The 12,894-nt window shown below is 65.4% G+C and carries 16 protein-coding genes; 7 read left to right on the forward strand and 9 right to left on the reverse strand.

Annotation, left to right across the window (positions count from 1 at the left end):
* The first annotated feature begins 64 nt into the window (after positions 1-64).
* Positions 65-907: a LysR family transcriptional regulator gene (locus ACVDHI_RS03755; protein WP_029314296.1), complete on the forward strand. Its 843-nt coding sequence runs from the start codon at positions 65-67 to the stop codon at positions 905-907.
* 16 nt (positions 908-923) lie between these two features.
* On the opposite strand, the gene ACVDHI_RS03760 is transcribed toward ACVDHI_RS03755, so the two are convergent.
* The 3 genes from ACVDHI_RS03760 to ACVDHI_RS03770 form a co-directional block, all read right to left on the reverse strand.
* Complete coding sequence (locus ACVDHI_RS03760; RefSeq protein WP_039038603.1) at positions 924-1,391, reverse strand: GyrI-like domain-containing protein; 468 nt, start codon at positions 1,389-1,391, stop codon at positions 924-926.
* 20 nt (positions 1,392-1,411) lie between these two features.
* A complete protein-coding gene (gene rsmS, locus ACVDHI_RS03765; RefSeq protein ID WP_010674200.1) occupies positions 1,412-1,567 on the reverse strand; it encodes a pleiotropic regulatory protein RsmS in 156 nt (51 codons plus the stop codon).
* A gap of 84 nt (positions 1,568-1,651) precedes the next feature.
* The gene (locus ACVDHI_RS03770; protein WP_010674201.1) at positions 1,652-2,119 is read right to left on the reverse strand and encodes an acyl-CoA thioesterase; all 468 of its coding nucleotides are present in this window, start codon (positions 2,117-2,119) and stop codon (positions 1,652-1,654) included.
* Positions 2,120-2,292: 173 nt separating this feature from the next.
* On the opposite strand from ACVDHI_RS03770, the gene ACVDHI_RS03775 reads away from it, so the two are divergent.
* A complete protein-coding gene (locus tag ACVDHI_RS03775) occupies positions 2,293-2,943 on the forward strand; it encodes a tellurite resistance TerB family protein (RefSeq protein WP_042015902.1) in 651 nt (216 codons plus the stop codon).
* A 159-nt stretch (positions 2,944-3,102) separates the two neighbouring features.
* Positions 3,103-3,561 (forward strand): GNAT family N-acetyltransferase, encoded by a 459-nt coding sequence (locus ACVDHI_RS03780; protein ID WP_039038605.1) that lies wholly within the window; start codon positions 3,103-3,105, stop codon positions 3,559-3,561.
* Positions 3,562-3,587: 26 nt separating this feature from the next.
* Here the strand turns inward: ACVDHI_RS03780 and ACVDHI_RS03785 are convergent, their stop codons facing one another.
* Positions 3,588-5,036 carry an aminotransferase-like domain-containing protein gene (locus ACVDHI_RS03785; protein ID WP_447211711.1) on the reverse strand — a complete coding sequence of 483 codons (1,449 nt, stop codon included), beginning with the start codon at positions 5,034-5,036 and terminating at the stop codon, positions 3,588-3,590.
* 120 nt (positions 5,037-5,156) lie between these two features.
* Between ACVDHI_RS03785 and ACVDHI_RS03790 the strand changes: the two genes are divergently transcribed.
* The 3 genes from ACVDHI_RS03790 to ACVDHI_RS03800 are packed head-to-tail and all read left to right on the forward strand — an operon-like array spanning position 5,157 to position 7,997.
* Positions 5,157-6,728 carry a cytochrome ubiquinol oxidase subunit I gene (locus ACVDHI_RS03790; RefSeq protein WP_234924026.1) on the forward strand — a complete coding sequence of 524 codons (1,572 nt, stop codon included), beginning with the start codon at positions 5,157-5,159 and terminating at the stop codon, positions 6,726-6,728.
* Positions 6,728-7,855: a cytochrome d ubiquinol oxidase subunit II gene (gene cydB, locus ACVDHI_RS03795; RefSeq protein ID WP_368224226.1), complete on the forward strand. Its 1,128-nt coding sequence runs from the start codon at positions 6,728-6,730 to the stop codon at positions 7,853-7,855. The genes ACVDHI_RS03790 and cydB overlap by 1 nt, the downstream gene beginning before the upstream one ends.
* A gap of 28 nt (positions 7,856-7,883) precedes the next feature.
* A complete protein-coding gene (locus tag ACVDHI_RS03800) occupies positions 7,884-7,997 on the forward strand; it encodes a CydX/CbdX family cytochrome bd oxidase small subunit (protein ID WP_010674207.1) in 114 nt (37 codons plus the stop codon).
* A 63-nt stretch (positions 7,998-8,060) separates the two neighbouring features.
* Here the strand turns inward: ACVDHI_RS03800 and ACVDHI_RS03805 are convergent, their stop codons facing one another.
* From ACVDHI_RS03805 to ACVDHI_RS03825, 5 genes are all read right to left on the reverse strand, one after another.
* Complete coding sequence (locus ACVDHI_RS03805) at positions 8,061-9,230, reverse strand: MFS transporter (protein ID WP_447211712.1); 1,170 nt, start codon at positions 9,228-9,230, stop codon at positions 8,061-8,063.
* A gap of 400 nt (positions 9,231-9,630) precedes the next feature.
* Positions 9,631-10,434 (reverse strand): 2,5-didehydrogluconate reductase DkgB, encoded by an 804-nt coding sequence (gene dkgB / locus ACVDHI_RS03810; protein WP_447211713.1) that lies wholly within the window; start codon positions 10,432-10,434, stop codon positions 9,631-9,633.
* 90 nt (positions 10,435-10,524) lie between these two features.
* A complete protein-coding gene (locus ACVDHI_RS03815) occupies positions 10,525-10,815 on the reverse strand; it encodes a putative quinol monooxygenase (RefSeq protein WP_201934924.1) in 291 nt (96 codons plus the stop codon).
* A gap of 153 nt (positions 10,816-10,968) precedes the next feature.
* Positions 10,969-11,334 (reverse strand): VOC family protein, encoded by a 366-nt coding sequence (locus ACVDHI_RS03820; protein ID WP_447211714.1) that lies wholly within the window; start codon positions 11,332-11,334, stop codon positions 10,969-10,971.
* A 26-nt stretch (positions 11,335-11,360) separates the two neighbouring features.
* A complete protein-coding gene (locus ACVDHI_RS03825) occupies positions 11,361-11,747 on the reverse strand; it encodes a DUF6404 family protein (RefSeq protein WP_010674227.1) in 387 nt (128 codons plus the stop codon).
* A gap of 168 nt (positions 11,748-11,915) precedes the next feature.
* On the opposite strand from ACVDHI_RS03825, the gene ACVDHI_RS03830 reads away from it, so the two are divergent.
* Positions 11,916-12,818 (forward strand): LysR substrate-binding domain-containing protein, encoded by a 903-nt coding sequence (locus ACVDHI_RS03830; protein ID WP_447211715.1) that lies wholly within the window; start codon positions 11,916-11,918, stop codon positions 12,816-12,818.
* Positions 12,819-12,894: the final 76 nt, after the last annotated feature.

Here is a 12,894-nt window from a genome sequence, read left to right on the forward strand (position 1 = left end):
GGAAATTAAATGATAAAATGACTTCCAGTGGTTTTATAAATGGAGATTGCCCATGGAGCGCCCCCTGCTGGACCCCCAATTGCTGCAGAGCTTCGTCGCCATCGTCGAAACCGGCAGCTTTACCCGCGCCGCCGAGCGTATCCACCTCACCCAGTCCACCCTGAGCCAGCAGATGCGCCGCCTGGAGCAGCAGCTGGGCTGCACCCTGCTCGACCGATCCGGCCGCCAGGTGGTGACCACGGCCCAGGGGGAGACCCTGCTCGGGCTGGCGCGCCGCATCCTGGGGCTGCTGGCCCGGGCGGGGGAGCGGGTGAGCGAGGCGAGCCACCCCCTGCGCCTCGGGGTGCCGGAGGATTTTGCCGCGGGGGCCATGACCCCGGTGCTGGCCGCCTTCGCCCGCGCGCACCCTCAAGTGCGGCTGGAGGTACAAAGCGATCTCAGCCATGCCCTGTGGCAGGCATTCGAAGGGGGAGAGCTGGATCTGGCCCTCATCAAGCAGGGGCGCGGCCAGGGAGAGCCCATCGCCCGCTGGCGCGAGCCCCTGGCCTGGGTTGACAGCCGGGAGTGGCCCGCCGCCGGGCGCGACCCCCTGCCTCTGGTGGTGTTTCCAAGCGAGGGGCTCTACCGGCGCCAGATGACCGACGCCCTGGATGCCGAGGGGATCCCCTGGCGCATCGCCTACGTGAGCGGCAGTCTCGCCAGCCTGCAAGGGGCGGTGAGCGCGGGGATCGGGGTCAGTCTGCTGCCGGCGCGCCTGCTGCAACCGGATCAGGTGGTGCTGGCTCACTGGCCTGCGGTGCGCTCGGTGGAGCTGGCCCTGCACCAGGGGCCGGGCACGAGCGAGCCCCTCGCCCGGCTGGGGGAGGCGCTGATCGCGCTCTGTGACGAGGTGATGGGGCCGAGGTAGCCCGGGCGGTCAGGGGTCAGGCCAGGGCCTGTTTTGGCACCACGGCGAGCCAGATTTCCACTTCGCCGCTGCCGGTGGCGGCGTCAAAGCGGGCGCCGTAGCGCTCGAAATCCGGCTGCTGGGCAGATTGATAGTCCGATTGCGCGAGCCACGCCAGGGCCTGGCGCCAGGTGTGCGGCAGGGTCGCGACATGCCCCTGATGCAAGAAGATGGCGTAGGTCTGGGGGGCGATGCGCATGCGGCCAAGCCCGGGAGGCAGCACCTCCAGGGCGGCGACCTCCACCCCGCAGAGGTATTCGCAGTGGGTGTCGGTGGCGGCGCAGATGACGCCATAGGCGTGCTCACCGAGCTGCCCCGGCAGGGGAAGCAGGGCGCTGAGGTCGCGCCACTGGCCGGCGAAGTCCCCCTGCTCGAAGGGGTGGTGACGGCGCAGCCCCCCGAGGAGCATGGCGCGGCCTTGTTCGATGCGAATGGGTGCTGACATGGTGCCTCCTGCGGGGGCGCTCAGGCCTCCCGACCTTCCTCGAGCTTGCGCTCATAATCCCGGCGAACGATGGCGAGTGCCGCCAGGGCCAGCGCGGGGGCGATGTGGTTGGTTTCCAGCAGTTCGATCAGATCCACCGCGAGCTGGACCTCGGGGGGGGCATTTTCCAGGGACATCTTGGGTTCTCAAGGGCAAGGGTGGTCGCCATTATAGCGCCCGGCGGCGCGAAGACACGCCCCGGCTGCCCGGGGCGGGACGGGTCACATGTGCTGGCGCATCTCCTTGTCCAGCTCCTCGCGCAGGGCCATCAGCTTTTTGGCGTACTGCTGCAACTGCAGATCGCTCTCGCTCACCGGCTGCCACTGGGGCACCGGAGTGGGTTTGCCATGCTCGTCCATGGCCACGAAGATGATGATGCAGTGGGTGGTCTTGCGCCGCTCCGGGTCGGTGGGGTGGCGGCTGTAGACATCCACCGCCAGGTGCATGCTGGTGGTGCCGGTGTGGATCACCTTGGCGTGCACCTCCACCAGCTGGCCTATCTGGATGGGGCGCAAGAAGCGGATGCCCCCCACATAGACGGTGACGGCATAGCCGCCACACCAGCCGGCGGCGCAGGCGTAGCCGGCCTGGTCAATCCACTTCATCACCATGCCGCCATGGACTTTGCCGCCAAAGTTGACGTCGGCGGGTTCGGCGAGAAATTGCAGGGTCAGTTCACGGGCGCTCATGGTACTTCCTTATGTCGAGGCAAGGGGGGACTCCTTGGCTGTCCCCCGGGGACAATAGCAGCGGGCGGGGCCGGCACTGATCCAACCAGCGCCTCTTCTTGTCTGCGCCGTCATTCACCTTGAGTTCAGCGCAGGCGGCCCAGCATGACTCATCACGCGAGGGAGGAGGCCCCATGAAACAGATGCTGGAGCAATTGATGGGAGCTGGCAAGGGCTGGCTCAACGACGGTGGTGACACGCGCAAGGCCCAGATGAAGGGCATGGCGCAGGGGGGATTGGCCGCCGGGGCCATGGCGCTGCTGCTTGGCAACAAGAAGATGCGCAAATATGGCACCAAGGTGGCGGCGGTGGGGGGGGCGGCAGCCCTCGGGGGGCTGGCCTACAAGCTCTATCAGGACTGGCAGACCCAGCAGTCCACCCCGGCCCAGCCGACCCAGCCCCTGGACACCCTGGAGGGCAAGGCCCTGGATGCCCGCGCCAACCTGCTGGTGCGCGCCATGGTGGCGGCGGCCCGGGCCGACGGCCACATCGATGCCGCCGAGCGCCAGAAGATCCAGGAGTACCTGACCGAACAGGGGGAGCGGGATGCGGCCCGCTGGATTGACGCCGAGCTCTCCCGCCCCCTCGACCCCCATGTCCTGGCGCGAGAAGTGACCGACATGGAGCTGGCGACCGAGGTCTACCTCGCCTCCCTGCTCACCATCGAGGTGGATCACTTCATGGAGCGCGGCTATCTGGACGAGCTGGCGCGGGCCTTGAAGCTGGATGACAACCTCAAGGGGAGCATAGAGCGCCAGGTGGCCCAGCTGGGGGCGCCGGGTTGAGCCCGCATTGCCATCAGGATTGTCCACAAGGCCCCGTCATGGGGCCTTGTCGTTGCCGGGGGCTGTTGATTGCCGTGACGAGCCGATAAGATGCGGGTTCCAAAGGGTGACCGCCGAGCCTCTTTCCTCGCTGGCGACCCTCACTGCAAGGAGCATCAGGTGGACATTCGCAAGGCAACTGAACAGGATATCGACGCCATTCTGGCCCTGAACCGGCAGATAGGTCAGCTCCACTTCGAGCAGGTGCCCGAGGTGTTCTGCCCCCCGTCCCCGGAGGACAGGGCCTTCTTGCTCGGCGCCATTGCCGACGAGGCGCGTCTTTTCTGCGTGGCGGTGGTGGCGGGAGAGGTGGCGGGCTTTCTCACCGCCCGCATCGACCTCAACGAGAGCGTCCCCTTTCTCAGCAAGCTGCCCGTCTGCCGCATCACGACCGTGGTGGTGGATGAGGGGCAGCGCTCCCGGGGCATCGGCCGGGCGCTGATCGCCCACGGGGACCAGTGGGGCAAGGCGCGGGGCGCAAGCCAGTTGCGCCTGGAGGTGATGGCTTTCAACGAGCGGGCCAGGGCCCTCTACGAGCGACTGGGCTTCAAGGCCCAGTCACAGACCATGGCCAGATAAGGCGCACTCGCTTGCAAAAGGGCCCGTTACGGGCCCTTGTCGTGTGAGGCGTCAGGGGGGCTCTGCCAGGTCTCCCGTTGCCGGGCGATGAGGCCCGCAAGCCGGTTGAGCGCCGCGTCCAGTTGCGGGCTCCAGGGATGGGAGCTGTTGAGGCGCAGGCAGTGGTTGTGCTGGCCCTGGCTGGAGAAGAGGGCCCCGGGGGCGATGGAGACCCCCTGCTCGATGGCGCTGGCATAGAGCGCCCGGCCATCGAGGCGGGCGTCAAATTCGAGCCAGAGAAAGTAGCCCCCGTCGGGGGAGGAGATACGCGCCTCGGGGAAGAGGCGCATCAGGGCTGCCCGCATCTGCTGCTGGCGCTGGGCCAGGGTGTGGCGCAGGCGGCGAAAGTGGGCGTCCACCCCGCCCTGGCGCAGCATGTCGGCCAGCGCCAGCTGACTGGGCACATTGGTCGAGAGTGTCGACATCAGTTGCAGCCGCTGGATGCGCTCGGCGTGGCGCTTCGCCACCACCCAGCCGACCCGAAAGCCCGGCGCCAGACACTTGGTCCAGGAGCCGCACAGCAGGCTCTCTCCCCGCGCATCCCAATGGGCGATGGGCCTTGGCCGCTCACGCCCGACATAGAGCTCCGCGTAGACGTCATCCTCCACCAGGGGGACCTGATGGCGGTTGAGCAGTCCCATCAGCGCCTGCTTGTGCTCATCCGGCATGGTGTGGCCGAGGGGGTGCTGCACATTGCCCATCAGCCAGCACGCCTTGACGGGGCGCTGGGCGAGGGCCTCCTCCAGCAGGGCGAGATCGATGCCCACCCCGGGGATCACCGGGATCTCCACCACCTTGAGCTTGAGCCGCTCGATGGCCTGCAGGGCGCCGTAGAAGGTGGGGGACTCCACCACCACCCAGTCCCCGGGCTCGGTCAGCACCTGAAGACTGAGGGAGAGCGCCTCCATGGCCCCCGTGGTGATGATGATCTGTTGGGGATCCACCGCCATCCCCTCGCCGGCGTAGCGCCGGGCGATGGCGCGGCGCAGTGCCTCGTTGCCGGGGGGCAGATCTGCCACCGTGCTGAAGGGATCGAGGCGGCGCATGCAACTGCCGAGGGCCCGACCGAGCTGGGGGTGGGGGAAGAGGGTCGGGTCCGCCACCGCCATGCCAAGGGGCACCAGCTCCCGTGACTTGCTCGCCTGCAGCACCTCGAACACCAGATCGTTGATGTCCACCGAGCCGCTGTAGCGGGCCTGCTGGGGCTGGCTCTCCCGCCGGGCCGTGCTCGCGGCCTTGACGTAGTAGCCGGACTGGGGCCGCGCCAGGATGAGGCCGCGGCTTTCGAGCAGCTGATAGGCCTGGAGCACCGTCATGGGGCTGAGGCCGTGGGTCTTGCAGCTCTGGCGGATGGAGGGGATGCGCTCCCCCGGCTGCCAGAGGCCGCTCGTGATCTGCTGTTGCAGCTGGTCTGCCAACTGGCCGTAGCGGGACATGGTGGGCCCAAACTGTTATAGGTGTTTTTCACTATAACTGCATCTGTTATAGGTGTCATGGACCATGGTGTACTTGGCGGGCGAAAACCTGTCCGTTAAATGCAACATAGAGAGTCATGCATGATAAGCCTGGATGATGTGGTCAGCCTCTCCCGAATACAGTTCGGGGCGACGGCGATGTTCCACTTTCTGTTTGTGCCCCTCACCCTGGGGCTGTCCTGGATCCTGGTGATCGCCGAGTCGGCCTACGTGATGACCGGCAAGGTGATTTACAAGGACATCACCCGCTTCTGGGGCAAGCTGTTTGGCATCAACTTCGTGATGGGGGTGACCACCGGGATCACCCTGGAGTTCCAGTTCGGGACCAACTGGGCCTATTACTCCCACTATGTCGGCGATATCTTCGGCACGCCGCTGGCGGTGGAGGGGCTGATGGCCTTCTTCCTCGAGTCCACATTGGTGGGCCTCTTCTTCTTCGGCTGGGACAAGCTCTCCCGCGGTCAGCACCTGCTGGTGACAATGCTGGTGGCGCTCGGCTCCAACCTCTCCGCCCTCTGGATCCTCATCGCCAACGGCTGGATGCAAAACCCGGTCGGCGCCGAGTTCAACCCCATGACCATGCGCATGGAGCTGGTGGACGTGGCCGCGGTCATCTTCAACCCGGTGGCCCAGGTCAAGTTCGTCCACACGGTGGCGGCAGGCTATGTGGCGGCCTCCCTGTTCGTGATGGGGGTGAGCAGCTGGTATCTGCTGCGCGGCATGGAGGTGCGCTTCGCCCTGCGATCCTTTGCCATCGCCTCGGGTTTTGGCCTCGCGGCCATCCTCTCTGTCATCGTGCTCGGGGACGAGTCGGGTTATCGCTCGGGGGAGGTGCAGAAGGTCAAGCTCGCCGCCATCGAGGCGGAGTGGGAGACGGAGCCCGCCCCGGCTTCTTTCACCCTGTTCGGCCTGCCGGATCAGCGTGCCGAGACCACCCACGCGGCCATCAAGATACCCTATCTGATGGGCATCATCGCCACCCGCTCCCTGGATGAACAGGTGACGGGCCTCAAAGATCTGAAAGCGCAGCACGAGGCGCGCATTCGCAGCGGCATGCTGGCCCACGAGGCGCTCGAAGCGATGCGGGCAGATGGCAGCAACCAGGCGGCGCGAGCCACCTTCGAGCGCCACCGAGGCGATCTGGGCTACGGCCTCTTGCTCACCCCCTATGCCAAGGAGATTGGCAAGGCGGACGAGGGGGCCATCGCCAAGGCGGTGGAGGACTCCATCCCCCAGGTGGCGCCGCTGTTCTGGAGCTTTCGCCTGATGGTGGGCATCGGCGTGGCGCTGCTGGCGCTGTTTGCCGCTGCCTTCCTGCAGCTGTGCCGGGGCAGGCTGGTGCAATCCCCGCGGCTGCTCAGGGCCCTGCTCTGGTCTATTCCGCTGCCCTGGATTGCCATCGAGGCGGGCTGGTTCGTGGCGGAGTTCGGTCGCCAGCCCTGGACCATCAGCGACGTGCTGCCGGTGTCGGCCTCCGTCTCCCTGCTGCAACCGGGGCAGCTCTGGTTCAGCCTCATCGCCATCTTCCTCATCTACAGCAGCCTGCTGGTGGTGGAGTTGTTCTTGTTGCGTCATGTGATCCGCAAAGGGCCTGCCAGCCTGCAGACGGGTCGTTATCAAGGTGAAGTGTTGCAAAACGGGAGTCCTGCCTGATGGATTACGAAACCCTGAAAGTGATCTGGTGGGGGCTGGTGCTCTTCCTGCTGGTCGGCTTCGTGGTGATGGATGGCTTCGATCTCGGGGTCGGCATGCTGCTGCCCGTGGTCGGCAAGACGGATGACGAGCGGCGGGTGCTGCTCAACAGCGTGGGGCCGGTGTGGGAGGGCAACCAGGTGTGGCTCATCGCCGGTGCCGGCACCCTGTTTGCCGCCTGGCCCCTAGTCTATGCCGCCGCCTTCTCGGCGCTTTACGTGCCCTTCATGTTCCTGCTGTTCGGTCTCTTTTTGCGACCGGTGGGCTTTGACTATCGCAGCAAGCTGCCGGACCCGGTCTGGCGCCGCTGGTGGGACCGCGCCCTGGTGGTGGGCGGTCTGCTGCCGACCCTGGTGTTTGGTGCCACCCTTGGCCTGGTGCTGCAAGGGCTGCCGTTTCGCTTCGATGCGGCCCTTCGCATCCACTACGGCGCCTTTGCGTTCCACTGGCCGCTGCTGTTGACCGCCATGGGAACGGCGCTGGCGCTGCTCTTGCTGCACGGTGCCAGCTTCCTGCAGTGCAAAACCCAGGGGGCCATAGCGGCGCGCAGCGCCCGCCTCGCCCTCTGGCTCGGCCCCCTGGCGAGCGTCCTCTTTGCCCTTGGCGGCGTCTGGCTTGGAGAGATGGCGGGGTATCGCATCACGGCCATCGGCGATCTCAACGGCGCCCTCACTCCGCTGATGAAAGAGGTGGTGGCGGTGCCGGCAGGCTGGCTTGGCAACTTTGTCGCCCATCCGGTGCTCTGGGCCGTGCCTGTGCTCGGGCTCCTGCTGCCCCTGGTGTGCGCGCTGGCAAGCCGCTTCGGCAAGTCCGGGCTGGCGCTCGTTGCCAGCGGCGGTGCCTGCGCCGCCATGATGCTGACCGTGGCCATCGCGCTCTTCCCCTTCGTGCTGCCCTCGTCCCTGGATCCGGCCAGCAGCCTGACCCTGTGGGACAGCACCTCCAGCGAGCGCACCCTGCTTATCATGCTGGGGATCGTCGGGGTACTGATGCCGGTCAACATCGGCTACACCCTCTGGGTATATCGGGTGGTGCGCGGCAGGGTCAGCGCCGAGCAGGTGCGCCAGCACGGCCACAGCCTCTACTAATCCGCTTCAACACAAGGATCAACGCGATATGTGGTATTTCACCTGGTTGCTGGGGCTGGGGTTCGCCTTGCTCTGCGGGCTGGTCAACCTGCTCTGGCTGGAGGCGCGCTGGGCTGCCGATGAGGATCTCAAGGAGCCCTGAGCCTCGCATCTTGCCCATGAAAAAAGGCCGACACAGGATGTCGGCCTTTTGCTTGCCCGGGGGTCAGGCAAGGGCGGCGCGGCGCTCGCCCGCTTCGCTGACATGGGTGAGGCCGTAGGCCAGCAGCACGATGAGGGCGCCAATCCAGGGGGTGTGCATCAGGCCGAGGTGCTCCACCACGAAACCGCCGACCACGGAGCCCAGCGCAATGCCGACGTTGAAGGCGGCGATGTTGAGGCCGGAGGCCACATCCACGGCATTGGGGGTGTAGCGCTCGGCCTGTTTCACCACCAGTACCTGCAGACCCGGCACGTTGCCAAAGGCGAAGGCGCCCCACACCAGCACGGTCAGTACCGCCAGCACCGGGTGCGGCGCGGTGAAGGTGAGCACCAGCAGCACCACGGCGAGCCCGGCGAACAGCAGCTTGAGCGCAGGCAATGGGCCCATCCGGTCGGCGAGCTTGCCGCCCCAGATATTGCCGACGGCGACCGATACCCCGTACACCAGCAGAATGAGGCTCACCGCGCCGGCGCTAAAGCCGCTCACCTGTTGCAGGATGGGGGCGAGGAAGGTAAACGCCGTGAAGGCACCGCCGTAACCGAGCGCCGTCTTGGCGTAGACCAGCAGCAAGGGCTTCCTGGTGAGCACCGAGAGCTGCTCGCGAACGCTGGAGGCGGCCCCCTTCGGCAGGTTCCCCGGTACCAGCAGTATGCTGCCCACCATGGCGACGAGGCCGAGCAGGCTCACCACCAGGAAGGTCTCGCGCCAGCCAAAGACCTGACCAATCCAGGTGCCAAGCGGGACGCCGGTCACCAGGGCGACCGTGAGGCCGCTGAACATGATGGCGATGGCGCTGGCCGCCTTCTCTTTGGCCACGAGACCCGTGGCGATGGTGCTGCCTACCGAGAAGAAGACCCCGTGGGCCAGCCCGGTGAGGATGCGGGCCACAATCAGGCTCTCGTACCCGGGGGCCTGCCAGGCCAGCAGGTTGCCGACGGTGAAGAGGGCCATCAGCCCCACCAGCAGCCACTTGCGCGGCAGCTTGCCGGTGAGTGCCGTGAGCACGGGGGCGCCGATGGCGACACCGAGGGCATAGAGGCTGACCAGGAGGCCCGCCGAGGGGAGCGAGACATTGAGCTGCTCGGCGATGGTGGGGATGAGCCCCACGATCACGAATTCGGTGGTGCCTATGGCAAAGGCACTTAAGGTGAGGGCAAATAACGCCAGTGGCATAACAACTCCTTGGATTGGGACTCCCGACGGGAGAATGGCGCCAGTATGCCGAGGGTGTTTGTTGGTAAAAATGACGGTAACGTCAAATTACTTTTGCCAAATCAGCAGCAATGGGGTCGTGGAAGTGGAAGTGGGAGTGGCTGAGGTTGCAGAGAGAAGAGGGGGCCGTACAGCGCGAGTTGAGTGCAGAGGTAAAGCGTACAGACCGAACTGGGAATAAAGAGGGAAGGGCAGCGGAAGGTTGCAGGGGAGGGGGCCAGCGGCGCGGGTGGCAGTGACGCGCGGTATTGGGTACAAAAAAAGCGGGAGGCATTGTGCCTCCCGCTTCTGCTGAAAAATACCGTTGAGCGTTACCTGCCCCCTTCTCCCCTTGCGGGAGAAGGGCTGGGGATGAGGGGGATCAATCCCAATCCGGCGCAAAGTCCGGGTTGGCGCAGCGCTCACCCCGATCCAGGGTGGCGATGGCGGCCATCTCATCGCGACTGAGTTGCACCTTCAGCGCAGCCAGGTTGGCGGCCAGATTCTCCCGTTTGGTAGAGCTCGGGATTACCGCCATATTCTGAGCCAGCAGCCAGGCTAGCGACACCTGGGCTGCCGAGACGCCGTGGCGCTGGCCGATCTCCATCAAGAGCGGCTCGGCGAGCACCTTGCCATAGGCGAGTGGCATATAGGCGGTGATGGCGATGCCGTGGGCCTGGCAGAATTCGACCACCTTGCGGTTTTGCAGCAGCGGGTGGATCTCCACCTGCTGGTGGGCGATGGCGCCCGGCCCCAGAATATCGATGGCCTGTTTAAGCTGAGCCACGGTGAAGTTGGAGACCCCGATCTCCCGGGTCAGGCCCCGGGCTTTGGCCTCGGCGAGCTGCTCCAGATAGACCGCCATCGTCACCTCATCCTGGGGGGAGGGCCAGTGAATGAGCGCCAGATCCAGATAGTCGGTGCCGAGTTTTTCCAGGCTCACTTCCAGGCTCGGGATCACCTTGCCCGGACCGAACTCGCTGGTCCACACCTTGGTGGTCAGGTAGATATCCTGGCGGGGCACGCCACTCTCGCTCATCAACTGGCCGACGTCGGCCTCGTTGTCATAGATCTGGGCGGTATCGATATGGCGGTAGCCAAGTTCCAGCCCCTGGAGCAGGGAGTCGCGAAGGGGCTGATCTTTCAGGCGGAAGGTTCCAAGACCCAGGTTGGGCATCTTCATCATCAAATTCCTCAGGTTAGTGTTTCTACGCTCAATGCTTTGTCTGTTTGCCGGGCCTGCGGTGCAGATCCGGCGGGGAGGGCGCCGGCAGCCTCAGACCCTGTGATAGCGGCGCACCAGGCTGCTGGCAAACCACTCCTGGGTGTCGGCCACGAAGGCGAGAAAATGGGGCTGCTGCTGGTGGGCGCTGAGGGCAGCTTCACTCTCCCACTCCTCGTACAGCATCCAGCTGTGGGGGCTCTCCAGGCTCTGGTGCAACTGGTAGCGAAGGCACCCCGGCTCTTGCAGGGTAGCGGCGATCAGCAGCTCGAGGGCGGCGCGAAACTGGGCGGCGAATTCGGGTTTGGCGTCAAGCTGGGCAATCACGATCAGGGGGGATGGCATCTGAACCTCCTCGTTAAGACGGGAGTCAGTATGCCCGCCCCAGACTGGGGGATACAGGGCAGCAGTCGCAAAACACTATTGAGGTGAGTGCAGCAATGTGGCCTCCCCATGGCTGGTCGTGGTGCAGGTGGGCCAGGGGAGGGCGGCGTATTATCAAGCGCTGGCCGGTTCGGACCAGACCGCAAATTCATTGCCGCTGGGCTCGACAAAGTGGAAACGGCGGCCACCTGGAAAGTCGAACAGGGGGCGCACTATGGTGCCGCCATGCTGGCTCACCTTGCCCTGGGTCGCCTCGATATCGGCGCTGTAGAACACCAGGAGCGCCCCGCCCTGAGCACTCTGGCTGCACATATCTGCGCGGTAGAAGCCGCCATCCAGCCCTTCTCCCTCGAAGGCGCAATAATCGGGGCCGTAGTCGGCGAACTGCCAGCCGAAAGCGGCCTGAAAGAAGGCTTTGGTGGCGGCAAGATCCCTGGCCGCAAATTCCACATAGTTCAGTTTTTCATGGGCCCTGGTCATAAGGCGCTCCTTGTCGATATCGGTGGTTATTTCGGTTGCCAGCGCTTTTGCGTGGGGCTTGTGGAGTGGGGCAAGGCGTCCCAGGGGGTCAGCTTGAGCTGCTTGCGCCTAAACCAGAACCAGGTCCCCATCAGCAGACCGAGCCCGATGCCAAACAGCAGGCTCTGGCGCAGGGCAAACCCCGGGCTCACCTCATCCTGCCAGCCGAGGCACCACATCAACACCCCCCAGATAGCGCCGATGGGGAGTCCCAGGGCAAGAACGTTGATCAGAAAGCGTTCGTAGTGGGGCGGCCTGATGGTGAACCCCGCCTTTCGCAGCAGCCAGATGATCGGCGGGTTGTAGTTGAGCGTTTGCACGCCCTTCTCGGCCAGCTCCCGATGGGCGGCGGCCAGCCTGTTGTCGAATGTCATGGATCGTCCCTGCCATAGTGTGGCGCCATACGGTGCCGGTTGGCGGCATTGTACTGGCAAGGGCGCAGATAAAACAGGTGGTGCGTCACGATACGAAGCGACGCCTGTCTTGCCAACTCCCGGCCATTGCACCTATAAAGGCCCATTACTCTTGCCAGGATGACAACAATGAAGACCCATTCCGATGAATTGACCCTGTTTGTGGCGGTGGTGGAGGCGGGCAGCTTTCGCCAGGCGGCGGAGAATCTTGGCATGGATAATTCCGTGGTGAGCCGCGGCATCAAGCGCCTCGAAGAGAAGCTCGCCACCGTGCTCCTCAACCGCACCACGAGGCGGGTCAGCCTGACCGAGGAGGGGAGCTGGTTCTATCAGCGGGCGGTGAAGATCCTGACCGAGATGAGCGAGGCGGAAGGGTTGCTGCTGATGCGCCGGGAGCAGCCGGAGGGCATATTGCGGGTGGACGCCGCCACCCCCTTCATCCTGCATAGATTGGTGCCCATCATCGGCGATTTTCGCCGCCGCTACCCCGCCATCGAGCTGCAACTGCACAGCTCCGAGGGCTTCATCAACCTGATGGAGCGGCGGGTGGACATGGCCATTCGCATCGGCGAGCTGACGGACTCCTCCCTGCGGGCCCTGCCGCTGGGCCGCTCGCGGCTGCGGCTGCTGGCCTCCCCCGACTATCTGAAGGCACGCGGTACCCCGCGCCAGCCGGCTGACTTGCTGGCTGGCCACGAGTTGCTCGGTTTTTTGCACCCCGATCACCTCAATCATTGGCCCCTATTGAGCGAGGAGCAGGGGGACCGATTCGCCATCACCCCGACCCTGCGGGCCAGCAGCGGGGAAACCTTGCGTCAGCTGGCGCTGGCGGGGCAGGGGATCGTCTGCCTGTCGGACTTCATGACGGGGGATGACAGGGCGAGCGGGGCGCTGGTGGAGGTGCTGGCCCGCAGCAACAGCGGCGCCTCGCGCCCCATCCATGCGGTCTTCTACTCCGATGCCCAGCGGGACATCCGGCTGCGGGTCTGGCTCGATTTCCTGAAAGAGCAGCTCGGTGCTGAGGCGTTGTAGAGGGCATGTCGACAGTTCCAACCCCCTCCACGAGGGGGAGGGGTCATTTTCTCCCACCCCTTGGCAAGGGGAGGGC

This window comes from Aeromonas sp. 25-248 (assembly GCF_053005425.1).